This is a genomic window from Streptomyces violens (assembly GCF_000717745.1).
GTDB classification, from domain to species: Bacteria; Actinomycetota; Actinomycetes; order Streptomycetales; family Streptomycetaceae; genus Streptomyces; species Streptomyces violens.
The window spans coordinates 606,795-632,406 of record NZ_JOBH01000001.1 but is presented as its reverse complement, the minus strand read 5'-3'; the positions used below and the strand labels follow the sequence as shown (position 1 = coordinate 632,406).

General features: G+C 71.4%; 25 protein-coding genes, 1 tRNA gene and 1 riboswitch. Of the genes, 13 read left to right on the top strand and 13 right to left on the bottom strand.

Annotated features, from left to right (window positions below; translation table 11 throughout):
* The first annotated feature begins 37 nt into the window (after positions 1-37).
* Positions 38-646 (top strand): RdgB/HAM1 family non-canonical purine NTP pyrophosphatase, encoded by a 609-nt coding sequence (rdgB, locus tag IF04_RS0102775; protein WP_030250229.1) that lies wholly within the window; start codon positions 38-40, stop codon positions 644-646.
* 67 nt (positions 647-713) lie between these two features.
* Here rdgB and IF04_RS0102770 read toward each other — a convergent pair.
* The 5 genes from IF04_RS0102770 to bcp form a co-directional block, all read right to left on the bottom strand.
* Positions 714-788 (bottom strand) — tRNA-Leu (locus IF04_RS0102770).
* Positions 789-827: 39 nt separating this feature from the next.
* Positions 828-1,484 (bottom strand): HNH endonuclease signature motif containing protein, encoded by a 657-nt coding sequence (locus IF04_RS0102765; protein ID WP_030250227.1) that lies wholly within the window; start codon positions 1,482-1,484, stop codon positions 828-830.
* Entirely contained in the window at positions 1,481-2,149 is a 669-nt protein-coding gene (locus IF04_RS0102760) for an HNH endonuclease signature motif containing protein (RefSeq protein ID WP_030250225.1), read from the bottom strand. The genes IF04_RS0102765 and IF04_RS0102760 overlap by 4 nt, the downstream gene beginning before the upstream one ends.
* A gap of 155 nt (positions 2,150-2,304) precedes the next feature.
* A complete protein-coding gene (locus IF04_RS0102755; protein WP_169746105.1) occupies positions 2,305-3,774 on the bottom strand; it encodes an MFS transporter in 1,470 nt (489 codons plus the stop codon).
* 307 nt (positions 3,775-4,081) lie between these two features.
* Positions 4,082-4,549 (bottom strand): thioredoxin-dependent thiol peroxidase, encoded by a 468-nt coding sequence (gene bcp, locus IF04_RS0102750; protein ID WP_030250220.1) that lies wholly within the window; start codon positions 4,547-4,549, stop codon positions 4,082-4,084.
* Positions 4,550-4,799: 250 nt separating this feature from the next.
* Here bcp and IF04_RS0102745 point away from each other — a divergent pair, with 250 nt between their 5' ends.
* From IF04_RS0102745 to IF04_RS0102735, 3 genes are all read left to right on the top strand, one after another.
* Complete coding sequence (locus IF04_RS0102745; protein ID WP_030250217.1) at positions 4,800-5,120, top strand: DUF3618 domain-containing protein; 321 nt, start codon at positions 4,800-4,802, stop codon at positions 5,118-5,120.
* Between the two features lie 151 nt (positions 5,121-5,271).
* Positions 5,272-5,574, top strand: a complete 303-nt coding sequence (locus IF04_RS0102740; protein ID WP_019711573.1) for a GroES family chaperonin — start codon at positions 5,272-5,274, stop codon at positions 5,572-5,574.
* 77 nt (positions 5,575-5,651) lie between these two features.
* Positions 5,652-5,717: riboswitch (guanidine-III (ykkC-III) riboswitch) on the top strand.
* A gap of 46 nt (positions 5,718-5,763) precedes the next feature.
* Entirely contained in the window at positions 5,764-6,084 is a 321-nt protein-coding gene (locus IF04_RS0102735) for a DMT family transporter (protein WP_030250211.1), read from the top strand.
* 62 nt (positions 6,085-6,146) lie between these two features.
* Here IF04_RS0102735 and IF04_RS0102730 read toward each other — a convergent pair whose 3' ends face one another.
* Positions 6,147-8,441, bottom strand: coding sequence for a transglycosylase domain-containing protein (locus IF04_RS0102730; RefSeq protein WP_030250209.1), 2,295 nt, complete (start codon positions 8,439-8,441; stop codon positions 6,147-6,149).
* A 329-nt stretch (positions 8,442-8,770) separates the two neighbouring features.
* Here IF04_RS0102730 and IF04_RS0102725 point away from each other — a divergent pair, with 329 nt between their 5' ends.
* The 4 genes from IF04_RS0102725 to IF04_RS0102710 all read left to right on the top strand — a co-directional run bounded on the left by IF04_RS0102725 (position 8,771) and on the right by IF04_RS0102710 (position 12,115).
* A complete protein-coding gene (locus tag IF04_RS0102725) occupies positions 8,771-9,574 on the top strand; it encodes an ABC transporter permease (protein WP_030250206.1) in 804 nt (267 codons plus the stop codon).
* A 61-nt stretch (positions 9,575-9,635) separates the two neighbouring features.
* Entirely contained in the window at positions 9,636-10,400 is a 765-nt protein-coding gene (locus IF04_RS0102720) for an ABC transporter permease (protein ID WP_078599784.1), read from the top strand.
* Positions 10,401-10,402: 2 nt separating this feature from the next.
* Positions 10,403-11,380, top strand: coding sequence for an ABC transporter ATP-binding protein (locus tag IF04_RS0102715; RefSeq protein WP_030250202.1), 978 nt, complete (start codon positions 10,403-10,405; stop codon positions 11,378-11,380).
* A 36-nt stretch (positions 11,381-11,416) separates the two neighbouring features.
* A complete protein-coding gene (locus IF04_RS0102710; RefSeq protein ID WP_037957976.1) occupies positions 11,417-12,115 on the top strand; it encodes a DUF1707 SHOCT-like domain-containing protein in 699 nt (232 codons plus the stop codon).
* A gap of 31 nt (positions 12,116-12,146) precedes the next feature.
* On the opposite strand, the gene IF04_RS0102705 is transcribed toward IF04_RS0102710, so the two are convergent.
* Positions 12,147-13,454 (bottom strand): SGNH/GDSL hydrolase family protein, encoded by a 1,308-nt coding sequence (locus IF04_RS0102705; protein WP_030250197.1) that lies wholly within the window; start codon positions 13,452-13,454, stop codon positions 12,147-12,149.
* 259 nt (positions 13,455-13,713) lie between these two features.
* Here IF04_RS0102705 and IF04_RS0102700 point away from each other — a divergent pair, with 259 nt between their 5' ends.
* Positions 13,714-15,063 carry a DUF445 domain-containing protein gene (locus tag IF04_RS0102700; RefSeq protein ID WP_030250194.1) on the top strand — a complete coding sequence of 450 codons (1,350 nt, stop codon included), beginning with the start codon at positions 13,714-13,716 and terminating at the stop codon, positions 15,061-15,063.
* Positions 15,064-15,106: 43 nt separating this feature from the next.
* The gene (locus IF04_RS0102695) at positions 15,107-15,844 is read left to right on the top strand and encodes a class E sortase (protein WP_157847593.1); all 738 of its coding nucleotides are present in this window, start codon (positions 15,107-15,109) and stop codon (positions 15,842-15,844) included.
* Here the strand turns inward: IF04_RS0102695 and IF04_RS0102690 are convergent.
* The 3 genes from IF04_RS0102690 to IF04_RS0102680 all read right to left on the bottom strand — a co-directional run bounded on the left by IF04_RS0102690 (position 15,841) and on the right by IF04_RS0102680 (position 20,622).
* On the bottom strand, positions 15,841-16,851 hold the full coding sequence (locus IF04_RS0102690; RefSeq protein ID WP_037957972.1) for an SCO0930 family lipoprotein: 1,011 nt from the start codon (positions 16,849-16,851) through the stop codon (positions 15,841-15,843). The two genes, IF04_RS0102695 and IF04_RS0102690, sit on opposite strands and share 4 nt — an antisense overlap.
* 194 nt (positions 16,852-17,045) lie before the next feature.
* Positions 17,046-18,569 (bottom strand): DUF1996 domain-containing protein, encoded by a 1,524-nt coding sequence (locus tag IF04_RS0102685; RefSeq protein ID WP_030250186.1) that lies wholly within the window; start codon positions 18,567-18,569, stop codon positions 17,046-17,048.
* Positions 18,570-18,801: 232 nt separating this feature from the next.
* On the bottom strand, positions 18,802-20,622 hold the full coding sequence (locus tag IF04_RS0102680; protein ID WP_030250183.1) for an AMP-dependent synthetase/ligase: 1,821 nt from the start codon (positions 20,620-20,622) through the stop codon (positions 18,802-18,804).
* A gap of 162 nt (positions 20,623-20,784) precedes the next feature.
* Here IF04_RS0102680 and IF04_RS0102675 point away from each other — a divergent pair, with 162 nt between their 5' ends.
* From IF04_RS0102675 to IF04_RS0102665, 3 genes are all read left to right on the top strand, one after another.
* On the top strand, positions 20,785-21,090 hold the full coding sequence (locus IF04_RS0102675; protein ID WP_030250180.1) for a DUF6412 domain-containing protein: 306 nt from the start codon (positions 20,785-20,787) through the stop codon (positions 21,088-21,090).
* Between the two features lie 111 nt (positions 21,091-21,201).
* Entirely contained in the window at positions 21,202-21,945 is a 744-nt protein-coding gene (locus IF04_RS0102670; RefSeq protein WP_030250177.1) for a YidC/Oxa1 family membrane protein insertase, read from the top strand.
* Positions 21,946-22,091: 146 nt separating this feature from the next.
* The gene (locus IF04_RS0102665) at positions 22,092-22,949 is read left to right on the top strand and encodes a fumarylacetoacetate hydrolase family protein (RefSeq protein WP_030250175.1); all 858 of its coding nucleotides are present in this window, start codon (positions 22,092-22,094) and stop codon (positions 22,947-22,949) included.
* Between the two features lie 15 nt (positions 22,950-22,964).
* Here IF04_RS0102665 and IF04_RS0102660 read toward each other — a convergent pair whose 3' ends face one another.
* The 3 genes from IF04_RS0102660 to IF04_RS0102650 form a co-directional block, all read right to left on the bottom strand.
* Complete coding sequence (locus IF04_RS0102660; protein WP_030250172.1) at positions 22,965-23,936, bottom strand: DUF3048 domain-containing protein; 972 nt, start codon at positions 23,934-23,936, stop codon at positions 22,965-22,967.
* A gap of 71 nt (positions 23,937-24,007) precedes the next feature.
* Positions 24,008-24,478, bottom strand: a complete 471-nt coding sequence (locus tag IF04_RS0102655) for a heme-degrading domain-containing protein (RefSeq protein ID WP_030250169.1) — start codon at positions 24,476-24,478, stop codon at positions 24,008-24,010.
* Positions 24,475-25,596 carry a Gfo/Idh/MocA family oxidoreductase gene (locus IF04_RS0102650; RefSeq protein ID WP_030250165.1) on the bottom strand — a complete coding sequence of 374 codons (1,122 nt, stop codon included), beginning with the start codon at positions 25,594-25,596 and terminating at the stop codon, positions 24,475-24,477. Before IF04_RS0102650 ends, IF04_RS0102655 begins: the two co-directional genes overlap by 4 nt.
* Between the last annotated feature and the right edge of the window lie 16 nt (positions 25,597-25,612).

Here is a 25,612-nt window from a genome sequence, read left to right as displayed (position 1 = left end):
CCAGGACCGTGGTCCCGGACCGGGATAATCGCTCACCATGAAGCACCAGCGCCTGATCCTCGCCACCCGCAACGCCGGCAAAATCACCGAACTCCGCGCCATCCTCGCGGCGGCAGACCTCGACATCGAGCTGGTGGGCGCCGACGCCTACCCGGACGTCCCCGACGTCAAGGAAACCGGCGTCACCTTCGCCGAGAACGCCCTCCTGAAGGCCCACGCCCTCGCCCAGGCCACCGGCCACCCCGCCGTCGCCGACGACTCCGGCCTCTGCGTGGACGTACTCGGCGGCGCCCCCGGCATCTTCTCCGCCCGCTGGGCCGGCCGCCACGGCGACGACCAGGCCAACCTGGACCTGCTCCTCGCCCAGCTCTCCGACATCGCCGACGAACACCGCGCCGCCCACTTCGCCTGCGCCGCGGCCCTCGCCCTCCCCGACGGCACCGAACGCGTCGTCGAAGGCAAGCTGGAGGGCACCCTCCGCCACACCCCCGCCGGCACCGGCGGCTTCGGCTACGACCCGATCCTCCAGCCCGAAGGCGAAACCCGCACCTGCGCGGAACTGACGGCGGACGAAAAGAACGCCATCAGCCACCGAGGCAAGGCCTTCCGCGCCTTGGCGCCGGTGGTCCGGGAGCTGCTGGGCTGAGCCGCCGCAGCCAAGAAATGCGGAAGGCCCGGCTCGCGGGGTGCGCGAGCCGGGCCTTCGGCGAAGGTACGCCCGGCCGGACTCGAACCGACAAACACGACCACCTAAAGATCGCCGCTCAAACCTATTGGCGTACGGGCGCGTGCGTACGCCGCCATGGTACCGGTTGAGCGAGGCTTGCCTAGGCTGATCGCCGACGACCGCCTCTGCACCAGGTACTGGTGATCGCGTGGCAGTTGGGGCACAGCAGTCGTAGGTTCTCGCGCCGGTCGTCGCTCCAGTCGCCGTTGATGTGATCGATCTCCAGCGTCATTGGCCGCCCGTGCCACGAAGGGCCGGAGCCGCATGTGGCGCACTGCTCAGCCACGCCGATCTCCCGCAGTGCGCGGCGCAGCAGAGGCGTATTGGTCCGCCGACCCGCGTTGCGCTTCACCAGGATCTCGTCGGCGCGGAGCCTGAAGAAGTCTGGCTTGCCCCGCTGATGGGCCTGCCCCAGGAAATGTGAGGTGTCGAGTGTCCCTTCGGCGATCCACCGACGGAGCAGTCTCCGTGTGGTGGCGTTGTCGGGCAGGCCGAGCCTGCGCAGAGCGTCTGCCAGGGAACGCGAGGTGGAGACGACCTGCGGCAGCGTGTCGGGGGCGGTAGCGCTGTGCCTCCCGTACGCGTGGCGACGGAAGTGCGAGACATCGATGTCGAAATGGGCGAAGCGCTGTACCAGGTAGCTTCGGAGTCGTTTATAAGGGCGAGAGCCGAAAAAGGCGATGACTTCGTCGATGTCCGCGCAGGACTCTGCCGCTTGAGCCATCTGCTCTCGGGTGTACTTGATTCCGCTACTCATGCCGACACCTCGTGGCCCGCAGCTCGACGGCCCTTGTTGCGGCCCCGGTAGGAGTCCGTCGTGGAGTGGCAGTTCGGGCACAGGAAGCGCAGGTTCTCCGGGCGGTTGTCGCGCCAGTCGCTGTTGATGTGATCCACCTCCAGCGGCAGCGGTTCGCCCTGCCAGGTCGGGCCGATGCCGCACACGGCGCAGTACTCGTCCGCGCCGCGGGCCAGCAGGGCGCGCCTCAGCCGCTGTGCCGGGATACGGCGGGCGTCGGCAGGATCCTGCTTCCGCAGCAGTTCTTCCCGAGCGCGACGTCGGCGTGCATCCGACCCGGGGAGCGGCTTTGCGCCGAAGTGCGAGGTGTCGATCCCCAAGGCCCGTATCCGGCGGCTGATGTGGGTGTGATGGCCGCCGACGACGTCGAGGCCGAGGTGGCGGAGGACCTCGCACATGTTGGTCGAGATGGCTACGGCCGACTCCAGGATGTCTTTCGTCCAGCGCGTGGTGTCCTCCCGCTCGAAGTGCGAGATGTCGATGCCCATCGACTTCATGCGGGTGTGGATGTAGCGGCGGGAGCCGCTTTTCGGGTCCACGCCGAGGCGGAGTAAGGCTTCCGAGAGGGTGCGGGAGGAAGCGGCGGCCTCGGAGAGGCGGGCGTGGGTGTATGGGCTGGCGGGCATGGGGTCCCCCGTTCGACGGCCATCTGATGGGGCCGGTTGTTCTGGTGTCGAACGGGTCAACGGCTGGACAGTAGCGAGAGTTACGGAGGGTGAGGGGCGGGAATGAAGAATCCCCCGATCGGGTGATCGGGGGATTCGGGGACGGCGGCCCGTGGTCAGAAGCGCGGGTCCGGCGACTGGGCCGAGACCAGTTCGACTGCTTCTTCGTGGGTGGCTACGGAGGGTGGGGAGCCTTCCAGGGGCTGTTGGGCGGTTTCCTTCATGAAGAGGACGGCGATGACGCCGATGAGGGCCGCGCCCATGGCGTAGTACGCCGGGACCATCTCGTTGCCGTTGAAGGCGCCCATCAGGGCGGTGATGACCAGGGGGGTCGTGCCGCCGAAGAGGGACGTGGAGAGGTTGTAGCCGATGGAGAGGGAGCCGTAGCGGACGTTGGTCGGGAAGAGGGCCGGGAGGGCCGCCGACATCGTGCCGAGCAGGCAGACCAGGGAGAAGCCCATCAGCAGCATGCCGACGCAGACGAACAGCAGGCTGCCGTCCTTGACCAGCAGGAAGGACGGGATGGAGAGGACGAAGAAGCCGAGCATGCCGGTCATGAGCAGCGGCTTGCGGCCGAAGCGGTCGTTGAGGCGGCCGACGTAGTTGATGACCAGCATCAGGACCACCATGGTGCCGAGCAGCACCAGCAGGCCGTGCGACTCCTTGTAGTGGAGGGTGTCGGTCAGGTACGTCGGCATGTACGACAGCAGCATGTAGTCGGTGATGTTGTACGCGCCGACCAGGCAGATGCACAGGATGAGCGCGGGCCACTGCTGGGAGAAGATCTCGCCGAGCTTCTTCTTGGGGGCGTTCTCGGAGAGGTGGGAGAACTCGGCCTCTTCCTCGGAGAGGGAGCCCGTCGGGCTGTGCGTCTCGCTGGCCTCGAGCTTCTGGAAGGCCGGGGTCTCGTCGAGCTTCATCCGCAGGTAGAGGCCGACGATGCCGAGGGGGCCCGCGACCAGGAAGGGCAGGCGCCAGCCCCAGTCGCTCATGGTCTCGGAGCCGAGGAGGGTGTTCAGGAGCAGGACCAGGCCGGCCGCGCCGGTGTATCCGGCGAGGGTGCCGAACTCCAGGAAGCTGCCGAAGTAACCGCGCTTCTTGTCGGGGGCGTATTCGGCGATGAAGGTCGAGGCGCCGCCGTACTCGCCGCCCGTGGAGAAGCCCTGGACCAGCCGGAAGAGGATCAGCAGGACCGGCGCCCAGACGCCGATGGTGGCGTACGACGGGATGAGGCCGATGGCGAAGGTGCCGATGGCCATCATGATCATGGTGAAGGCGAGGACCTTCTTGCGGCCGATGCGGTCGCCGAGCGGGCCGAAGTACGCGCCGCCGATGGGCCGTACGAGGAAGGCCACGGCGAACGTCGCGAACGAGGAGAGCAGGCTCGCCGTGTCGCTGCCGCTGGGGAAGAAGACGTGGCCGATCGTGACCGCGAGGTAGCTGTAGATGCCGAAGTCGAACCACTCCATCGCATTACCGACGGCGGCGGCCTTGACGGCGCGCTTCACGACCTTTTCGTCGGTGATGGTGATGTCGGTGCGGCGGAGTTTGGGGTTCCTGCGGCGCGCGACGGCACGGAAGAGCATGCGGTGGCGCCTGACTGCTTCCCGGTCCTGCTCGGTCCCGGAGACGGCATCGGTACTGCCGGTCGGCACGAGTGCGGTCCTCTCGCTCGGTCGGTCCGCGCACTGCGCGGTGGGCTCGTTTCGAAAGGGGCGCCTGCGCGGATAGGGAGCCGGTCAAACCACTTTGAAGGCAGAACGCGAGATTCGTCACTCGGTGTGGGCCGTTTAGGGCGGGTGTGGGGCGGTTGAGGGCGGAGGGGCGTAGTGGGGCGGCCTGCCGCCGGAGGGTCCCCCCCCGGCGGCAGGCCGCCCCGCACGACCTCGGGACTTACAGCCCCAGGTCCTTGATGATCTTGGCGACGTGGCCGGTGGCCTTGACGTTGTACAGGGCGCGCTCGACCTTGCCCTCCTCGTCGACGATGACGGTGGAGCGGATCACGCCGGTCACCGTCTTGCCGTAGAGCTTCTTCTCGCCGAAGGCGCCGTACGCCTCCAAGACGCTCTTGTCGGGGTCACCGAGGAGGGTGACCTTCAGCTCCTCCTTCTCGCGGAACTTCGCGAGCTTCTCGGGCTTGTCGGGGGAGATGCCGATGACGTCGAAGCCGTGGCCGGCCAGGAAGTCGAGGTTGTCGGTGAAGTCGCACGCCTGCTTCGTGCAGCCGGGGGTCAGGGCCGCGGGGTAGAAGTAGACGATGACCTTGCGGCCCTTGTGGTCGGCGAGCGAGACCTGCTTGCCGTCCGCGTCGGGGAGGGTGAAGGCGGGGGCGGTGTCGCCGGGCTGCAGTCGCTCGCTCATGGCTCTCCTCGGAAGTGGGAAAAGGGTGGGTCGGTGGTGCGTGCCGACCTCGGTGGACATGTGTTCCGTCCCGAGGTTACTGAGGGCCGCCGACAGGCCCTTACGCCATCGGCCGGTTCCTCTCTTTGTACGACGCTTGGGCGGGTTGATCGGGGGTGCCGTGGAGCGGGACGGGGGGTGAGCTGACAGACTGTCCATCAGGAACCATTGAGGATCTGTATTCACCGGCCGAAACGACGGAGGCAGCGCGGTGTCGGATGCCAGGACCCCTGCGCAGATCGAGGCGGACATTCTCCGCCGGCGGCAGGAGCTCGCCGTGACGCTCGACGAGATCGGCGTGCGGCTGCACCCCAAGACGATCGTCGGCGACGCGAAGGCGAAGGCGGCGGCGGCCGTGGACCGTACGGCCGGGCGGGCGTACGTGGTGGCGAACAGGGCGGTCTCCGATGTCCGCTCGCAGCTCGTGTCGGAGGACGGCGCGCCGCGGATGGAGCGGATCGTGCCGGTGGCGCTGGTCGCGGTGGGTCTGGTGGGGCTGATCGCGATGAGCGCCCGCAAGCGCCGGTCGTAGGAACCAGTGGTAGGCACCGGTCGTACGTACCAGTCGTAGGCTCCGGGGCCTTACCTGCCGGGCCGGGGCCCGGTCCGTGCGCGGGTGCAGGTACGGTCTTGGCGTGAGCCCGAACAACACTCAGGACAGCCACGACAAGCTGCCGATCCGGATGCTGCACGACAGGGTGCTCGTCCGTACCGATATCGCCGAGGGCGAGCGGCGCTCGACCGGCGGCATCGTCATTCCGGCGACGGCCGCGGTGGGCCGCCGGCTGGCGTGGGCCGAGGTCGTCGCGGTGGGGCAGAACGTCCGTACCGTCGAGCCGGGGGACCGGGTGCTGTACGACCCGGAGGACCGTGCCGAGGTGGAGGTGCGCGGCGTCGCGTACGTACTGATGCGGGAGCGGGATCTGCACGCGGTGGCGGCGGAGCGCCTGGAGGGCGCCGAGGACTCCACCGGGCTGTATCTCTGACCTAGCCTCGCCTGGCCTGACCTGCACGAATCCATATTTCCGCGGGCGGTGACCGACGTCACCGCCCGTTTCGCCATGGCTTGCTATGGTCGAAGACATCCCGACGAGACGCGCCGTACCGGGTCATGACAAGACGACGCACCCCTGTAGATGCGCGCACGCGAGTGCGCTGGTCATGGAGGTGCCGTCATGGCATGGATACTGCTGCTCGTCGCCGGTCTGCTGGAGGTCGGCTGGTCGATCGGGATGAAGTTCACGGAGGGGTTCACCCGGCTGTGGCCCAGCCTGTTCACGGGCGCGGGCATCATCGCGAGCATGGCCCTGCTGTCGTACGCGGCGAAGACGCTGCCGATCGGTACGGCGTACGGCGTGTGGGTGGGCATAGGCGCCGCCGGTGCGGCGGTGGTGGGCATGGTGGTGCTGGGTGAGCCGGCGACCGCGGCCCGGATCTTCTTCATCTGTCTGCTGCTGGTGGCCGTCGTGGGCCTGAAGGCGACCTCCGGGCACTGAGCCCGTCACAAACGAACAAAAAGGACCCCGGTGGCCGCCTGGCCACCGGGGTCCGGTGTGTCCTACTGCTGTCCCGGCGGCGTGTCCGGCGCTCCGCCCGGGCCGCCGCCGCCCGGTTCCACCGTCGGGAAGTCCTCGGTGGGTGCCGTGGTGGGCGGCGGCTCGGACGGGAAGGTGGGCTCCGGCGGGTCGACGGTGGTGGGCGGCGCGGTGGTCGGCGGGAGCGTGGCCGTGGGCGGGGTCTGCGTCGGGGTGCTGGGCGCCCCGGTGTCGCCGCCCGGGGTGGTGGGCGGCGCGGTGGCCGTGGGCGCCGGTTCGGTGGCGCCGCTCTCCAGCTCCAGGTCGAAGTCCTCGACGGGCTTGCCCTCCAGGGCGGCCGCGGTGTAGTCGGCCCAGATCTCGGCGGGGAAGCCGCCGCCGTTGACGCGGGCCAGGCCGCCCGCGCCGTACAGCGGTTCCTGCGCCGCGGTCTTGGGGTTCTGGCCGAGTACGGCGACGACGGTGGCCAGGTCGGGGGTGTACCCGGCGAACCAGGCGGCCTTGTCCTCCTCGGCGGTGCCGGTCTTGCCGGCGGCGGGGCGGCCGGCGGCGCGCGCGGCCGCGCCGGTGCCGCCGGGGCTCTCGACGACGCTGCGCAGGATGGAGGTGGTGGTGTCGGCGGCCTCGCGGGGCATCGCGGTCTGCTCGGGCCGGTCGGGCAGGGTGAGGTTCTCGCCGTTCTTGGTGATCTTCTGAACGAAGGTGTACGGGACGCGCTTGCCGTGGTTGGCGAGGGTCGCGTACGCGCCGGTCATCTGCAGCACGCTGGGCGTGGCGGTGCCGAGCGAGATGGCGCCCTGGGACTCGGCGAGGCCGGGGGTCTGCGCGGGGATGCCGAGGTCGACGGCGGTGTCCCGGACCTTGTCGGGGCCGACGTCGATGCCCATCTGGGCGTAGACGGCGTTGACGGACTTGTCGGTGGCCTCGCTGACGGTGATCTGGCCGTAGCTCTTGTCGTCCTCGTTGGCGGGGGCGAAGCCGGTGGGCTGTCCGTCGCTGATGGTCATCCGCTTGTTGGTGCCGTCGTAGACGGTCTGCGGGGTGATCGTCTGCCCGTCCTGGGTGGTGGCGTGGTTGGCGACGGCGGAGGCGAAGACGAAGGGCTTGAAGGTGGAGCCGACCTGGTAGTCGGCGCGGGTGGCGCCGTTGACGAACTGCTGGGCGTAGTCGATGCCGCCGTACATGGCGACGACCTTGCCGGTGGCGGGGTCGATGGAGGCGCCGCCGGCCCGGACGTTCTTGTCGGCGTCGCGGTTCTTCTTGTCGAGCTGGTCCATCAGGCGGTCGTCGACGGCCTTTTCGAGGGCGAGCTGCTTCTTCTTGTCGATGGTGGTGGTGATGCGGTAGCCGCCGCCGGCCAGGTCGTCCTTGTCGAGGATGTCGTTCTCGGTGAGGTAGTCCTTGATGGCGTTGACGAAGTAGCCGCGGCGGCCGGCGAGGCCGGAGGGGGTCTTGGCCACGCCGGGCGGGTCGAACTTTATGGCGGCGCGCTGGGAGCCGGTGAGCCAGCCCTTCTTGACCATGCCGTCCATGACGTAGTTCCAGCGGGCCTCGGCGCGCTGCCGGTTCTCGGGGTGGACGACGATGTCGTACTGGCTGGGGGCGTTGAGCAGGGTGGCGAGGTAGGCGCCCTGAGCGACGTTCAGGTCCTCGACGTCCTTGTTGTAGTACGCCTGGGCCGCGGCCTGGATGCCGTAGGCGTTGCGGCCGTAGTAGCTGGTGTTGAGGTAGCCCTCCAGGATCTCGTCCTTGCTCACCTCGCGGTCCAGCTTGATGGCGATGAAGAATTCCTTGGCCTTGCGGGTGACGGTCTGTTCCTGGCCGAGGTAGTAGTTCTTGACGTACTGCTGGGTGATGGTGGAGCCGGACTGCTTGCCCTTGCCGATGACGGTGTTCCAGGCGGCGCGGATCATGGCGACGGGGTTGACCGCGGACTCGTTGTAGAAGTTGCGGTCCTCGGCGGCCAGTACGGCGTGCTGGACCTTCTTGGGGATCTGGTTGAGCTTGACGTTCTCGCGGTTCACGTCGCCGTCGCGGGCGAGCTGGGAGCCGTCGGTGAAGAGGAAGACGTTGCTCTGGGCCTTGGCGGCCTGGTTGGCGGGCGGGATGCCGACGAGGAGGTAGCCGGCGAGGAAGCCGCCGACGATGATCAGCAGGATCACCAGGATGCCGCCGAGGGTCATGCGCCAGGTGGGCACGGCGCGGCGCCAGCCGGTGCGCCGTGGGCGGCCCTTCTTGCCGGAGGGCGGGGCGGTGCCCGGTTCGTCTCCCGGGGAACCGTTACTTCCCTGGCCGTCCTGCTGCGGATCGTCGTTCATGTCAGTACTGACTCCTCGGCCGCCGCCGATGGTTGTGCCGCGGCGGGATCGGTGTCGTGGCGGGCGATTAGCGCCCTACGCCAAAAAAAGCCCTTATCTTGCAAAAAGAAGCTGTCGCCCGATAAAGAAACTGTCGCCCGATAAGAAACTCTCGCATCATGCGTTCCAGGCCCAGAGGGTGGCACGCACATGTGACCGGTCTGTGACCGGCCGAATGGGTTCCCTGCCTCACCGGCACGGGTGATAAACGCGTGGTGCGTCCCCGCCGAGAGAGCTAGCCTCGGGTGTTTTGGCACCGGACGGCGGGGGGCGGGGCAGTGGGCGGAGCCGTGGCACTGTACGCGGCCGTCGCGCGGGGCGGTTTCCGGCGGTACGCGACGTACCGTACGGCCACGGCGGCCGGCGTCTTCACCAACACCGTCTTCGGCTGCCTCATCGCCTACACCTTCCAGGCGCTCTGGCACGAGCGGCCGCACCTGGGCGGGTACGACCAGGCGCAGGCGCTGACCTTCGTGTGGGTCGGCCAGGCGCTGCTGGCGACCGTCGCCCTGACCATGGGCGGCGGCTTCCACGAGGAGATGCAGGAGCGCATCCGCAGCGGCGACATAGCGGTCGACCTGTACCGCCCGGCCGATCTGCAACTGTGGTGGCTCGCCGCCGACCTGGGCCGGGCCGGCTTCCAGCTGCTGGGCCGCGGCGTGCTGCCGATGGTGGCCGGCGCGCTCCTCTTCGACCTCGCGCTGCCCGCCTCCCCGCTGCTGTGGGCCGCGTTCCTGGCGTCGGTGGCGCTCGCGGTGACGGTCAGCTTCGCGCTGCGCTACCTCGTCGCGCTGTCCGGCTTCTGGCTGCTGGACAGCTCGGGAGTGGCCGTACTCAGCGGGCTGGCCGCGATGTTCTTCTCCGGCACGCTGCTGCCGCTGCGGGTCTTCCCAGGGACGTTCGGCGAGGTCGTGCGGATGCTGCCGTGGTCCTCGGCCCATCAGGTGCCGGCCGATGTGCTGCTGGGGCGGTACCCGGGCCTCGGACTGCTGGGTGCGCTGGCGTTCCAGGCGGGCTGGGCCGCGGTGCTGCTGGCGGCGGGCCGGCTGCTGCAGGCCGCGGCCACCCGGAAGGTGGTGGTGCAGGGTGGCTGAGTCCTTCGGGCGGGCCGCGTCGGTGCGGCACGGCGTACGGGCGTACCTGCTGATCGTAGCGATGTGGGTCCGGTCCACACTCACCTACCGGGCGTCGTTTGTGATCATGGCCGTCGGCAATGCCGCGGGCAGCGGCCTGGAGTTCGTGGCGATCCTTCTGATGTTCTCGCACATCGACGCGCTCGGCGGCTTCGGGCTGCCCGAAGTGGCCCTGCTCTACGGTGCGTCGGCCACCGCGCTGGGCCTGGCGGACCTGCTGCTGGGCAATGTGGAGCGGCTCGGCAGCCGGGTGCGCGACGGCACGCTGGACGTCCTGCTGGTGCGCCCGGCACCGGTGTACGTACAGGTGGCCGCCGACCGTTTCGCGCTGCGTCGCATCGGGCGGCCGCTGCAGGCCCTGGCGGTACTGGGCTGGGCGCTGACCCGTGTTCAGGTGGACTGGACGCCGGGCCGGGTGGTGCTGGTCGTGGCGATGCTGCTGAGCGGCGCGGCCATCTTCGGCGCGATCTTCACCCTCGGTGCCGCTTTCCAGTTCGTCGCCCAGGACGCCGCCCAGGTGCAGAACTCCTTCACATATGGCGGAAACGCGATGCTGCAGTACCCGCCCACCGTCTTCTCCAGGGAGCTGGTCCGGGGCGCCACCTTCGTGATCCCGCTGGCCTTCGTGAACTGGCTGCCCGCGCTGCGCCTCCTCGGCCGCGACGATCCGCTGGGGCTGCCGGGCTGGGTGGACTTCCTGGGGCCCGTGGTGGCCGCGGTGATGTGCGGGGGCGCGGCGCTGGCGTGGCGGGCGGGGCTGCGCGGTTACCGGAGCACGGGGAGCTGATCATGACGGACGGTACGGAGCCGGGTTTCATCGAGCTGGCGGAGGTGGCGAAGGCCTTCCAGGTGCGGCGCAAGGCGGGCCGGTTGCGGCGCAGCAGGCACGAGGTGCGGGCCGTGGACGGTATCTCCTTCACCGTCGGGCGCGGCGAGATGGTGGGCTACATCGGGCCGAACGGCGCGGGAAAGTCCACCACCATCAAGATGCTGACGGGCATTCTGGTGCCGAGCTCCGGTCGCATCCGGGTGGCGGGCATCGACCCCTCGCGCGAACGCACCCGGCTGGCCCGCCGGATGGGCGTGGTCTTCGGGCAGCGCACGACCCTGTGGTGGGACCTGCCGCTCAGGGACTCCTACGAACTGGTGCGGCGGATGTACCGGGTGCCCTACGACACGTACCGCAAGAACCTCGACCGGTGCGTGGAACTGCTGGATCTCGGGCCGCTGCTGGCGACGCCCGTGCGGCAGCTCTCGCTGGGGCAGCGGATGCGCGGGGACATCGCGGCGGCGCTGCTGCACGACCCGGAGGTGCTGTACCTGGACGAGCCGACGATCGGCCTCGATGTGATCAGCAAGGCGCGGGTGCGGGACTTCCTGCGCGAGGTGAACGCCTCGCTGGGCACGACCGTCCTGCTCACCACCCACGACCTCACCGACATCGAGCAGCTCTGCCGGCGGGTGATGGTGATCGACCACGGGCGGCTGGTGTACGACGGCGGGCTCGCGGGGCTGCACGAGGTGGGGGAGAGCGAGCGGACGCTGGTGGTGGACCTGGCGCGGGAGATGGCGCCGATCGAGGGTGTGCCGGGCGCGCGGACGGTAAAGGTGGAGGGGCCGCGGCAGTGGCTGGCGTTCCCGGCGTCGCAGAGCGCGGCGCCGGTGGTGGCGGCGGTCGCGGAGCGCTGGCCGCTGGTGGATCTGTCGGTACGGGAGCCGGACATCGAGGACGTGATCGCACGGATGTACACGGGCCGCGCCGAATGAGGACCGGGCGGGCGGTTCGCTGTTTACGCTGTCCGTATGAGTGACGAACTCCCCGAGCTGCGGGCCTCGGACGCCGACCGGGACCGGGTCGCCGAGGTCCTGCGGGACGCGCTGGCGGAGGGCCGGCTGGGGATGGAGGAATTCGACGAGCGGCTGGAGGCGGCGTACGCGGCGCGTACGTACGGCGAGTTGGTGCCGCTGACGGCGGACCTGCCGGTGGCCGGCGGCCGTGCCGAGCCGGTGCTGCCGGTGGCCGGGCGCGGCGACGGGACGTCCTGGCCGGAGCGGATCGTGGGCAGCGAGGGTAGCTCCTCGGCCGGGATCGCCATCATGAGCGGGTTCCAGCGCACGGGCCGGTGGACCATCGGGCGGCGCTTCACCGCGGTCGCGTTCTGGGGCGGCGGCGAGATCGACCTGCGGGAGGCGCGGTTCGCGGACCGCGAGGTGGTCGTCAACTGCATCGCGATCATGGGCGGGGTGAACATCGTCGTACCGCCGGGCGTCGAGGTCGACGTGCGCGGCATCGGCATCATGGGCGGCTTCGACCACGGCCTGACGGGCGAGCCGGGCGAGCCCGGGGCGCCCCGGGTGATCGTGACGGGCCTGGCGTTCTGGGGCGGCGTCGGCGTGGAGCGGAAGGTCACCAAGGCGGAGAAGCAGCGCCTGAAGGCCGAGCGCCGCGAGCGCAGGGCCGTGGAGAAGGACGAGAAGCGGCGGCGCAAGGAGCTGGGTTAGCCCCGCGCCGCCGCCCTGGTGGTCGCTGTCCTTACAGCGCCGCCGGCGCCGACCCCTTGAGGTGCTTGAGGTTCACCGAGCGGGCCATCGCCTTGTAGCCCTCGTCGCTGGGGTGCAGGTGGTCACCGGAGTCGTACTCGGGCAGCAGCCGGTTCGGCTGGGCGGGGTCGCGCAGCGCCTTGTCGAAGTCGACCACGTTGTCGTACACGTTTCCGGCCCGGATCTGCGCGTTGACGGCCTGTCGAACCTGGTCCATCCGGACCGAGTAGCCGCGGTGGCCGTAGAACGGCGTGAGCGTGCCGCCGGTGACCCGCAGACCGCGTGCGTGAGCCTGCTTGACGACCTTGCGCATGCCCGCGACCAGCTTCTCGGGATCCCACTGGCGCGGCGTCTTGAACAGGTCGTTCAGCCCGATCTCGACGATGACGGCCTGCACGCCGGAGCGGGAGAGCGCGTCGCGGTCCAGCCGGGTGAGCACGCTGGGGCCGTTGTTGGGGGAGTAGCGGCTGCCGTCGATCAGCAGGCGGTTGCCGCTGATGCCCTGGTTGAGGACGCCCAGGCGGGGCGCGCCGGGCTCCTCGCGCAGCCGCTCGGCCAGGAAGTCGGTCCAGCGGTGGTTGGCGCCCATGGTGGAGGTGATGCCGTCGGTGATCGAGTCGCCGATCACGACGACCGAGCCCTTGGCCTCGCGGCTGTACACGTCCACGCCGGTGAGGTAGCGCCAGTACGGGCTCTGCTCGGTGTACGCCGTGCCCGCGTCGTCCGCGGCCCGGTCGCCGCGCGCCAGGTAGGAGGTCTGGCGGGCGTACGGGTGGTAGGTGACGGGCCCGGAGGGGGCCGGGGAGTACGTGGTGATCAGCAGGTCCGCGTCGTGCGGCACGTCCAGCCGCACGGGGTCGCTGGTTATGGCGCCGCCGGCCGGGATGACGACGGAGGTGCGCTCGCCGAAGGTGAGGCGGCGCATCGTGCCGGCCGCCGCGGTGGGGTTGTTCGGGGCCGCGGCCAGCGCGATCGTGGCGTGGGTGATGGCCAGCGGGCGGGTGCCGTAGAGGTTGGAGAGCTGGATGCGGGCGCTGGAGCCGCCGACGCTGGTGTGGATCACGTTCCGTATCGACATGCCCGCGTACCCGTCGAGGGTGCCCGGCTCGGCCGCCGCGGCGGAGGCGGACCAGGTGCCGACCCACTGGCCGGAGACGGCGGGGGCCGCGGAGTTCGGATTGTGCGGCTCGCTGCCGGTGCCGCCGCCGTTGCCGCCGACCCCGACGAAGATCGCGGTCGAGACGAGGACCACCACTGCCGCCAGGCCGGCGAGCAGGGCGTAACCCACACTTTTGTTCATGCGGGGGCGTTCTCCTGGAGAAGGCGGAGCCACTGGCTCCGGATGGGCAAGGGCAGCGTCTGATCAGCGGCGCCGTCGCAGTCCGATCGATCCGTCATGATCCCATGTCGGCCGGTGCGGATGCCCGGCGGCTCCCTCCCGCCGGGCAGGCTGAGAGGCGTTGCGCTCGACCTGTGGGACGACGGGAACTCGTGGTTCGTTCCAGGAGCGGGACCGGGACTAGGTCACAGTTGGACATACACGGGGACGGGGCGAACGGATGGAGCGGATGGAACGGACGGAGACGGACGTGGCCGCCGGTGCGGAGGGAGCCCCCGCGGCCGGCCCCGCGGGCGGCCCTGTGGCCGGTTTCACATTCAACGAGGCCGACGAGGAGAAGCGGCGCGGGGTGCGCCGCATGAAGACCCTCGCCACGTGTCTGCTGCTGGCCGTCGCCGTGGTGTACGCGCTGGCCAAGTGGGCCGGCGCGGCCGGGGCCGGCGGCTGGACGGGCTATGTGGCGGCGGCCGCCGAGGCGGGCATGGTCGGCGCGCTCGCCGACTGGTTCGCGGTGACCGCGCTGTTCCGGCGGCCGCTCGGGCTGCCCATCCCGCACACCGCGATCATCCCGACGAAGAAGGACCAGCTCGGGCAGTCACTCGGCGACTTCGTCGGGGAGAACTTCCTCTCCGGCGAGGTCGTACGGCAGCGGCTGCGCAAGGTCGGCATCGGCCGCCGGCTCGGCCACTGGCTCGCCGAGCCGGAGCACGCGGACCGGGTCACCGCCGAGCTGGCGACGGCGCTGCGCGGCGCGCTGACCGTGCTGCGCGACTCCGACGTACAGGCCGTGGTCGGCGAGGCGATCACCCGCCGCGCCGACGCGCAGGAGATCGCCCCCGGGCTCGGCACGATGCTGGAGAAGGTCGTCGCGGACGGCGGCCACACCCGGATGGTGGACCTGGTGTGCGCGCGGGCGCACGACTGGCTCGTCACGCACTCAGCGCCCGTCATGGCGGCGGTGGCCGGCGGCGCGCCCGGCTGGACCCCGCGCTTCGTGGACCGCAAGGTCGGCGACCGGGTCTACAAGGAGCTGCTGCGCTTCGTGACGGAGATGCGGGACATGCCGGACCACCCCGCGCGCGGCGCGCTGGACCGCTTCCTGACCGACTTCGCGGGCGACCTGCAGACCGATACGGACACCCGGGCGCGGGTGGAGCGGCTGAAGTCGGAGGTGCTGGGCCGCGGCGAGGTGCAGGACCTGATCGCGTCGGCGTGGGGCTCGGTGCGCGCGATGATGGTCGCGGCCGCCGAGGACGAGCGGAGCGAGCTGCGGCTGCGGGTGCGCGGCGCGCTGCTGTCGCTGGGCAAGCGGCTGGCCGCCGACGGCCGGCTGCAGAACAAGGTCGACGGCTGGCTGGAGGGCGCGGCGGTGTACGTCGTCACGACGTACCGCGCCGAGATCACGTCGCTGATCACGGACACGGTCGCGGGCTGGGACGCCGAGCACACCTCGAAGAAGATCGAGGCACACATCGGCCGGGACCTGCAGTTCATCCGGATCAACGGCACGGTCGTGGGCGCGCTGGCGGGCCTGTGCATCTACGCGGTGTCCCACGCGCTGGGCGGCTGAAGCCGGGCCGTCGCTCTGGTGATTGCCGGCCGCACGCCGTACGGTGCCCCGCGTGCGGAAGCGGATACCGGTGGTGGTGCGGCTGGTGTGGACGGCGGCGGAGCTGGCAGTGACGCTCGGCGCCGTCCTGATGCTGCTCGTGGTCCACCAGCTGTGGTGGACCAACCGGGAGGCGCTGGCGAGCGCCCGGCGGCAGGTGGCGGAGCTGGAGCGGGAGTGGCGCGGCACGCCGCCGGCCTTCGAACCGCTGCCGTCGCCGAGCATGCGCAGCGAACACCGGACGGTGATCGAGGAATCGCCGTCCGGGTCGCCGTCGCCGGGCCCGCGCCCGGACCTGGCGTACGCCGTCCTCCGCATCCCCCGCCTCGGCGTCACCGCGCCGGTCGCGGAGGGGGTCGACAAGGGGGGCGTGCTCGACAAGGGGTACGTGGGCCACTACCCGCGGACGGCGCAGCCCGGCCGCGCGGGGAACGTCGCGCTGGCCGGGCACCGCAACACCCACGGTGAGCCGTTCCGCCGCCTCGACCGGCTGCGGCCCGGCGACACCGTACGCATCGACACCGCCGACGCCCGCTACACCTACCTCGTCGAGCGGACGCTGCCGCAGACCACACCCGGTGACGGGACGGTGCTGGCGAGGATCCCGTACAGCTCCGTCCACCCCGGCCACCGCTACACGGAGCCCGGGTACTACCTCACCCTGACGACCTGCACACCGGAGTACACCTCGACGTACCGGCTGGTGGTGTGGGGGCGGCTGGCGAAGGCCGAGCCCCGCTAGTACGCGCTGGGTGCCGCTTTCGCCGACTTGCTGATCTTCTCGCCGTCCGCGCCGACCGCGAACCAGGTGCCCTTGACGCCCTGCCCGTTGACGTCGCCGGGCGCCTTGTCCCCCTTGAACAGGTACATGGGCCAGCAGTCCACGGCCAGTTGCTTCGTGCCGTCGGGGCGTTTGACGGTGGTGATCAGCTTGGCCGGGACCCCCTCGATCTTGCTCTTGTCGGCCGGTTCCGCGGGTTTCCAGGTGTCCAGGCAGGCGCCGGTGCAGGCGAACTTCATCGGCCAGGGGCTGTCCTTGGTGAAGCGGTACAGCGTGCGCCCCTTGCCGTCCACGAGGAGCTTGCCGAGGCGGGGGTTGTCGGCGACCGAGACGTCCGCCTTGGGCGCGGCGGGGGGTTTCTCCTTCTTCGCGGGCGCCTCGCCGGCCTTGCCGCCGTCGGCGGCGAGCGCGAACCAGGTGCCGCCCACGCCCTGGCCCTTGGTCTCGCCGGGCGCGGTGTCCTTGGCGTACCGGTACACCGGCCAGCCGCCGAGCGTGAGCTGCTTGCCGCCGTCGGCACGGGTGACCGAGCCGAGGTCGGCCGCGTTGATGCCGGTGGCGGCCTTGGCGTCGGCCGCGGGGACCGGCGGCCAGGTCGAGGCGCAGTCGCCCGCGCAGTTGGACTTCGGCGGCTTGGCGGTGTCCTTGTCGAAGCGGTACAGGGTTAAGCCCTGGCCGTCGGTGACGACCTTGCCCAGCCCCGGCGCCTCCTTGACGGCGAGGGTCTTGGCGGCCGCGCCCAGTCCGCCGGCCGCGGCGCCGCCGGCGGCGTCCTCGCCGTATCCGCCGGCCTTGTCCGACCCCGACCCGTAGCCGTTGTCGGCGGCGCCCTGGCCGGCGGGCTGGACCCGGTCACCGGACGCGGCGTAGTCCTTGTCGCCGCAGGCGGCGGTCAGGGCGAGCACGGCCAGGGCGGTGACGGCGATGCCCGCCTGTCGCCTGTTGACCGGGGCGGTTCGGTTGCTCATGGGGATCTCCTTCGGTGGGGGCGGCGGAGGTGCCGTCGGAACGGGGATACGGAGCGGGATACGGGGGGCGGGGCGGCCGCCGTTCAACGCCTGCGAAAGTTGTCACTTCACGTCAGAAAGCGGTGGACGGCGGACCGGACCGGCACGGACGGTGGCGGCCCCGGACCGCATCAGGTCCGGGGCCGCGGTACGCATCAGCCGCAGTCGCGGCCGCTGTTGATGCAGTCGACGGCCTCGTCCATCAGCTGCTCCGGCATGACGTTGATGAAGTCGCCGTGATCGGTGACCGGCTTGTGGAGCTGCTCGGGGAAGCTGTCCACGGCGAACTGCTCGCCGGCCGGCACGTCGTAGGTGATCTTCTCCTGGAGCTGCGGGATGGCGCGGAACCCGGCCGGGCAGGAGCCGTCCTCCTGGGCGAACGCCACGTGCGTACGGTGGTTGGCGCTGTCCGTGTTCTGCCCGTCCCAGCAGCTCTGGAAGTTGAAGGTACGGACGACGTCGGCGCCGTCCGGGCAGATCGGGTACTTGTCCTTCAGCTGCCGGTCCTCGAAGCCGACGCAGCTCCAGGAGGCGTTGGCGTTGGCCGGGCCGTTGGTGAACGCCTTGGCGTCGCCGGTGATGATGCGCAGGAAGCGCGGCATCGCGGTCACGTCGCCGGCCTGGCTGCCGCTGAAGGTGAGCTTGACGTCGGACGGGGTGAGGACCGAGCCCACATTGCCGTCGTGGCCCGCGCCCGGCTTGTGCTCCGAGGTGCCGTCCAGGGTGCGCAGGACGGGCCAGTAGTACGTGGACAGGTCGCCGTTGCCGCAGGTGGTGCCGGACGCGGCCAGGCTCTCGTCGGTGGAGAAGGCGTCGGTGGACTCGTTGCCGACGTAGTCGTGGGTGTGGTGCGCGCCGTTGCTGACGCCCGGCGTCACGATGACGTTGTCGGAGTTGAAGTGGCCCTCCTCGTTGACGCCGCACTCGGAGACGAACGTACCGGTGGAGGCGCCGTCGCCCTGCGGCGGCTGCTGGGCGTTGGGCTGGACGGACAGGATGTCGGCGAAGTCGTCGGGGGAGGGGCCGCCGGGCGGCAGCTTCGCGCCACCGTCCTGGCCTTGCTGTGCGTCCTCTTGGCCTTGTTGGCCTTGTTGGCCTTGTTGGCCTTGTTGGCCTTGTTGGCCTTGCTGGCCTTGCTGACCTTGCTGGCCTTGTTGGTCTTGCTGACCTTGTTGGTCTTGCTGGGCCGCGTCTCCTTCACCCTGCTGCTCGCCCACCGATATGGGCTGCCCCGTGGGCTTCAGCTCGCAGGCGCTCATGTTCAGCAGGGCGTCGGGGCGGGGTGCCGACCGGCCGATGGCATTGGCCATCGTCCCGATCGTCTTCTCACGCTGCTGTTGCAGCTGCTGGAGCACCGCGCCCGTACCGCCGCCGCGCCCGCCCGCCGTCATCTTCTCGTACGCCGCCGCCACCTGACGGTCCAGCGCGGCGAGCCCGCGGGAGACCGGCAGTTGGGCGCCGCGCGGCACCTGGCGCAGCCGGTCGCCGACGTCCGGACAGGACACGGTCGAGGCCACGGCCGCCGGGCCGTCACTCTGCGCCGCTCCGTTCTCGTCCGCGCCGTCGGCCGAGGCGCCGGCGGCGATCAGCGCGGTCCCGCCGCCGCCGAGTAATAACGCGGCGGCCGCGGCCACCAGCCGGGTGGTCAGGCGCGAGCGTTTGTGGGCCTGTGGAGTCATGCGATCACTTCGCTTCGTGGGGAGTGGTGGGAAGTGGTGGGGAGAGTGGGGTGGGGGTGCGGTCGGGTGTTCGGGGAAACGTACGGCTGCCGGAGCCGGGCCGCCGCCAGGTTGCCGAAGTCGACCGGGCCGGCACTTTTCAGGACCGTGATGTGGTCCGGGACGACCGCATTCGTACGAATGGCCGGTCGCCGCACCATCGTGTTGCGGCTCCGCGCCCGGAGAGCGTCGCTCAGCCCGCGTACAGCGCGTCGATCTCCGCCGCGTACGCCCGCTCGATCGCCGCCCGGCGCAGCTTCAGCGAGGGCGTCAGCAGGCCGTCGGCGACGCTGAACTCGCCGGGCAGGATGCGGAAGGCGCGGATGGACTCGGCGCGCGAGACCGAGGCGTTGGCGACCGCGACCGCCCGCTGCACCGCCGCTCGCACGCCTTCCTCCGGCGGGTCGCCGGGGCGCGCGTCGAGCAGCCCGCCGCGGTAGCGCCGCCAGTGTGCCAGCGCATCGGGGTCCAGGGTGATCAGCGCCGCGACGTAGGGCCGGTTGTCGCCGACCACCAGGCACTGCGAGACCAGCGGGTGCGCGCGTACCCGCTCCTCCAGGCCGAGCGGGGCGACGCTCTTGCCGCCGCTGGTGATGATGATGTCCTTCTTGCGGCCGGTGATCACGAGGTAGCCGTCCTCGTCCAGGTGCCCCAGATCGCCGGTGGCGAGCCAGCCGTCGTGCGGCGAGGTCCCGTGCTCGTCGACGTACCCGGCGAAGACCACGTCGCCCCGCACCCACACCTCGCCGTCCTGGGCGATCCGTACCGCGCAGCCGGGCAGCGGCCGCCCGACCGTGCCGAACCGCACCCGCCCCGGCGGATGGGCCGTGACGGCGCCGCTCGTCTCGCTGAGGCCGTACCCGTCGTAGACGGTCAGGCCGGCCCCGGCGAAGATCCGCCCGAGGTCGGCGCGGAGCGGCGAGCCGCCCGAGACGGCGTTGCGCACCCGCCCGCCCAGCACCCCGCGGATGTGCCCGTACACCAGCCGTTCGTACAGCGCGTGCCGGGCGCGCAGGGCCGGTCCCGGACCGTGCCCGCCGCCCTGCTCCCGGCGCTCGACGGCGCGTGCGTACCGCAGCGCGGTGGCCGTCGCGACGTCGAACAGCCGCAGCCGGCCGGCCTCTTCGGCGGTCCGGCGCGCGGTGTCGTAGATCTTCTCGAAGACGTACGGGACGCCGAAGAGGAAGGTGGGCCGGAAGGACGCGAGCGCGGGCAGCAGCGCCTGTGGGGTCAGCTCGGGCTCGTGGCCGAGCAGGATGCCGCCGCGCAGACAGGCGACCTGGACCATCAGTCCGTAACTGTGCGCGAGCGGCAGGAACGCCAGGACCGACGGCTGCGTGCCGGGCGGCCCGGTGAGCCGGCCCCAGCCCGCCAGCAGCGTGTCGCACTCGGCGGCGAGGTTGCCATGGGTGATCACGCAGCCGCGCGGCCGTCCGGTGGTGCCGGAGGTCTGGACGACCGCCGCGGTGTCCCGCGGGGTGACGGCCCCGCGCAGCCGGTGCACCTCGGCGTCGGGCAGATGCCCGCCGAGCCCGCTGAGCAGGCCGACGCAGTCCTCGTCGAGCTGCCACACGCGGCGCAGCGGGCGGTCGGCGCCGCAGGCCGCCGCCACGGTCATGGCGTGCTGCTCGTGCTCGATGACGACCGTGTCGGCCCCGGTCGCGGCCAGCAGCGCGCGCAGCTGCTCGGTGGAGGCGGTGGGGTAGACGGGGACGAGGTGCGCGCCGAGCGACCAGACCGCGTAGCTGAAGAGCGTCCACTCGTACCGGGTCCTGGACATCACCGCCACCCGGTCGCCGGGCCGCAGACCGTCCGCGAGCAGCCCCTTGGCCAGCGCCATTACCTCGGCGCGGAAGGCGGCGGCGGACACGTGGTGCCAGCGGCCGGGGTCCGCGGGGTCCCGGCGGGCGAGCTGGGCCAGCGCGGGCACCCGGTCGGCCAGGTCGTGGACGGTGTCGGCGAGGCCGCCGGTACGGGCCGGGGTCACCAGGGCGGGCGTGCTGACGTCGCGCACCACACCTCCCTCGTCCGCCCCCGCCGTACGGCCGGGGTGGACGCAAGTTACCCGCTGGTGGCCCTACTGCACAGATCCCTGGTTACTCTTGTGCGGAAGAGGACAAAACCGAGCGGGAATGAACCCGGGCGGGAAGAGCCGAGCGGGGAGAGGAGAGCACGTATGCGGCGCATCGCCGATGCCTGGCGGCTGCACGTCGGCGCGCTCATGTTCCTCCTGGCCGGCGTGCTGCTCACGCAGAGCGGCCTGACCTCGGCCCTGACCGCCGCCGCGACCACCGCGGCCGTCCTCCTCCTCAGCCGCGCGGTGCTCGTCGCCACGCTGGCCGGACCCGCCCCGCCGGGCCGGGTCCGCACCGCCATCCGGGATCGGGAACGCCGTACGGCCTTCCTGCCCCAGCGCGATCCCGACGCCGCGGGCCGCCCGCGGCCCAGGGCACCCGGCCGCCGTCTCCCGACGGCCGCGTAGACGCGCAGGCGCGCGCTCTCCTTCTCCGCGTACGGCCCTGCCACGCGGCTCGTCACACCGAATTCAGCATTGCTTTTTCCGGTACTGACGAGACCCCCGGAGGGCTCACCCATGTCCGTCTTCGCCCCGCTCGGCGCCGCGCTCGGTCACCTCGCCGACGTTCTCTCCCCGGTGTTCGGCGCCTCGGCGACCGCCGCCGCCATCATCGTCTGCACCCTGGCCGTACGCGCCGCGCTGCACCCGCTCGCCCGCGCCGCCGTCCGCGGCGAGAAGTCCCGCACCGCGCTCGCCCCGCAGATGGCCGAAATACGCCGGAAGTACGCGAAGGACCCCGAGCGCATGCAGCGCGAGGTGACCGACCTCTACCGGAAGGCGGGCGCCTCGCCGCTGGCCGGCTGCCTGCCGACGCTGCTCCAGCTCCCTGTGTTCTTCCTGATGTACCACCTCTTCACCTCCCCCAGCTCCGGGCTGCTGGGCGAGGGGCTGCTGGACGCGCCGCTCGGCGGCCGCTGGGTGGACGCGCTCGCCGACGGCGGCCCGTTCGGGCCGCATGGGCTGGTGTACCTGGCCCTCTTCGTGATCGTCGCGGCCGTGGCGACGGTGAACTACCGGCGGGCCCGTAAGGCCACCGGGGCCGCACCGGCCGGGGCCGGCGGTGAAGCAGTACCCGGCATGGCTGCCGTGACGAAGCTTGCCCCCCTCCTCTCCTTCGGCACGCTCCTCACGATTGCCGTCGTACCGCTGGCCGCCGCCCTGTACGTCGTGACGAGTACGACGTGGACGGTCTGCGAACGCGGCCTGTTGATGCGGGACCGCAAGCCCGCCGCCGGCCTCGCGCCCGCTACCGCCGAGTAAAGGTCCAGTACGTGAACGGGGTCTTGCGGGCGGGACCCCGTTCTTGGAGGATCGGCCAAATCGCTCGATGGCCGCACTCCATCGGCCGGCCCGGGAGATCCCTCTCCCGGGCCGACCCTTCGCATACGACCACGGGAGTTGTACTGATGAAGCTGCTGCGTGTCGGACCGGTGGGGGCGGAACGCCCGGCGCTGCTGGACGAGTCGGGAACCCTGCGTGATCTGTCGGGCGTCGTGCCGGACATCGACGGAGCGCTGCTCGCGGACGAGACGGCGCTGGACCGCGTCCGTACGGCAGCGGCGGCCGGTGACCTGCCGGCGCTGGACGCCGCCGGGCTGCGCACGGGCGCGCCGCTCGGCCGCATAGGCAAGGTCGTGTGCATCGGGCTGAACTACCACGACCACGCCCGGGAGACCGGCGCGCCGATCCCGGCCGAGCCGATCGTCTTCATGAAGGCCGCGGACACCGTCGTCGGCCCGGACGACACCGTGCTCGTCCCGCGCGGCAGCGTGAAGACCGACTGGGAGGTCGAGCTGGCCATCGTCATCGGCCGCACGGCCCGCTACCTGGAGACCGACGAGCAGGCGCTCGCCGCCGTCGCGGGCTACACCATCGCGCACGACGTCTCCGAGCGGGAGTTCCAGATCGAGCGCGGCGGCCAGTGGGACAAGGGCAAGAACTGCGAGACGTTCAACCCGCTGGGCCCCTGGCTGGTCACCGCCGACGAGGTCCCCGACCCGCAGGCGCTCGGCCTGCGCCTGTGGGTGAACGGCGAGCTGAAGCAGGACGGCACGACGGCCGAGCAGATCTTCCCGGTCGCCGAAGTCGTCCGCTACCTCAGCCAGTTCATGACCCTGTACCCCGGCGACATCATCAACACCGGCACCCCGGCCGGCGTCGCCATGGGCCACCCCGACCCCAAGCCGTACCTCCGCGCCGGCGACGTGGTCGAACTCGAAATCGACGGCCTGGGCCGCCAGCGCCAGGAGCTGAAGGACGCGTGACGGACGGGGTGGCTCTCAGCCCTTGGGGATGAGGGCCACCCAGACCGGGCCGGTGGCGAAGGGGAGGGCGTGGCCTTCGGGGGTGGTGAAGGTGGTGCCGTTGTCCGCCGTGCCGCGGGACCACTCGGCCTGGTACTTCTTGCCGTCGCGGAGGATCAGGGCGTCACCCGAGCCGACGGTCTGCGTGTACGGGGTGACGCTGCCCCACTTGTCGTGGAGGCGGGACGAGCGGACGGTCACGTACTGGACCACGACCGTGGCGACGGCCAGTTGGCCGGCTCCGGTGGTGCGGAAGGGCGTGCCGTCCATGGCGACCAGCCAGCGGTCACGGCTCTCGGACCAGGTGAAGGAGAAGCGGGCCGCCGGGTAACGGACTTCTTGCCGCGTCGTCCTGGTGCCGCCCTTCGAGGGGGCGGCGCCGAAGCGGAAGCCGATGTCGGCGGGGGCCGAGGCGTCCGAGGCCGCTTCCAGGGCGCGGGCCGGGCGCAGATACAGGTTGTGCGGCGCGGCGCGGTCCGTGCTGCGGACGTACGCGTCGGGGGCCTTGCCCGGTGGCAGGGCGGTGATCGGGGCGGACTCCAGCGTCGGGCGCAGCTTGGCCTGCGAGCCGGAGTAGGCCAGTGCCGGGTGGCCGAACTGGCGGAGCAGTTCGAGGTCGGACTCGCGGGCGCTGCGGACCGGGCCGACGCGGTCCGGGAGGTGGCCGGCGAAGACGGCCAGTATCCGGGAGAGGCCGGCCTCCACCTCTTCGGTGTAGAGGATGTCGGCGTCCTCCAGGCCGGTCTGCGGGCGGGCCGCGGCGACGTTGTCGATCTTGACGGCCAGTACCTTGTCGCCCGCCCCGTCCTTGCCGGTGAACGGCGACTTCCCGTCGTCGCCCGCCTGACAGCCCGCCACCAGCGGCGACAGGCCCGCGGCCAGGCCCGCCGCCAGCACGGTCCGCCGCGATGATCCGGTCCAGCCCGTCCGCCCGCCCGTCCACGCCATGGGGGTACCGCCTCTCTCTCGCCGGTTCCCCCACAGCTTTCCCGGTGGATCGGGCGGGCGCACGGATTCCGTCAGGCGGGGCGCAGAAACCGCTCCAACGCCTCGACGACGAGCGCGTGGTCGTCGGCCTGGGCGAGGCCGGAGACGGCCACCGCGCCGATGACTCCGGTACCGCGGAGGCGGAGGGGGAAGGCGCCACCGTGCGCGGCATACGTGTCCGGATCCAGCCGGGAGGACTCCTCGAAGGTCCGGCCCTTGGCCCGGAAGCGTGCGCCGACCAGGAAGGACGCCTCGCCGTAGCGCTCGACGACCCGGCACTTGCGGTCCAGCCAGGCGTCGTTGTCGGCGCTGGTGCCGGGCAGTGCGTAGTGGAAGAGGCGCTGGGCGCCGCGCCGGATGCTGATCGTCACGGCGGCGTTCCGCTCGCGCGCCAGGTCGACGAGGAGGTTGCCGAGGGCCCAGGCGTCCTCGTTGCTGAAGCGGTCGAGGACCAGCCGGCGCTCGTGCTCTTCGAGCGTGGTGATGTCGTCGGCGGCGGTCATCGGGTGGCCTCGATCCGGACCGTGCGGCCCTCGGCGGCCGAGAGCTTGGCGGCCTCCAGGACGCGCAGCGCGGCGGCCGCCTCCAGGGCGGTGACCGGCGGCTCGCCGCCCGTACGCAGCGCTTCGGCGACCGCGGCGTAGTACGCGGGGTAGTCGCCGGGCAGCGTCGGGACGGGCTCGCCGCCGCCGGTCTGCGAGGACTCCCCGGCGCCGATGCGGCCCCAGGCGGACTCCGGCTCCACGCCCCACTCGGCGTCGGCAGCGCCGGGCCGGCGGCCCTCGCGCAGCGCCGCCTCCTGCGGGTCCAGGCCGTACTTCACGTAACCGGCCTCGCTGCCGAGCACCCGGAAGCGCGGACCGAGCTGGGCCGTGGTGGCGCTGACCCACAGGTGGGAGCGGACGCCGCTCGCGTGCGTGATCGCGATGAAGGTGTCGTCGTCGGCCTCGGCGCCGGGGCGGCGCACGTCGGACTCCGCGTACACAGAGACGGCCGGGCCGAAGAGGGTGAGGGCCTGGTCGGCGACGTGGCTGCCCAGGTCGTACAGCAGCCCGCCGATCTCGGCCGGGTCGCCGGACTCGCGCCAGCCGCCCTTGGGCTTGGGCCGCCACCGCTCGAACCGCGACTCGAAGCGCCACACCTCGCCGAGCGCGCCCTCCTCGACCAGCTTGCGCAGAGTCAGGAAGTCGTTGTCCCAGCGGCGGTTCTGGAAGACGGAGAGGAGCAGCCCGCGGTCCTTCGCCAGGGCGGCGAGCTGCTCGGCCTCGGCGGCGGTCCCGGCCAGCGGCTTGTCCACGACCACCGGCAGGCCGGCCTCCAGGGCGGCGGTGGCCAGCGGTACATGCGTCTTGTTCGGCGAGGCGAGCACGATCAGGTCCAGCTCGGCGGCGCGCGCCAGCACCTCCTCAGGGGTGCCGACCGTACGCACCTGCGGGTGCTCGGCGCGGGCCTGCGCCTGGCGGTCGGGGCTGGAGGTGGAGACCGTGTCGAGGACCAGACCCTCGGTCGCGGCGATCATCGGGGCGTGGAAGACGGAGCCGGCCAGGCCGTAACCGATGAGGCCGACGCGCAGGGGGCTGCCGGGGAGTGCGGTACCGGGGGAGTCGCTCGGGCTGCTCATGCCTCCCACTTAAGCA